This is a genomic window from Schumannella sp. 10F1B-5-1, from assembly GCF_006517535.1.
Taxonomy (GTDB): Bacteria; Actinomycetota; Actinomycetes; order Actinomycetales; family Microbacteriaceae; genus Schumannella.
The window spans coordinates 1-243 of sequence record NZ_VHQH01000199.1; the positions used below are offsets into that span (position 1 = coordinate 1).

A 243-nucleotide genomic window follows, 5' to 3' on the forward strand; every position below is an offset into this window, starting at 1 on the left:
TGGTGCTCGACCTCGACCCGGGCGAGGGTGCGGGGCTCCCGGAGTGCGTCGAGGTGGCGAAGCTCGTGCGCGAGATCCTGCAGGACATCGGCCTCGACCCGATGCCCGTCACGAGCGGCAGCAAGGGCATCCACCTCTACGCCGCCCTCGACGGCACGCAGTCGAGCGACCAGGTCTCGGCGATCGCCCACGAACTGGCGCGCTCTCTCGAGGCCGACCACCCCGACCTCGTCGTGAGCGACA

1 protein-coding gene is annotated in these 243 nt (G+C 70.8%); it reads left to right on the top strand.

Annotated elements, in window-relative coordinates; translation table 11 throughout:
* A partial coding sequence (locus tag FJ658_RS15425; RefSeq protein WP_141146235.1) for a hypothetical protein occupies nucleotides 1-243 on the top strand: 243 nt, incomplete at both ends.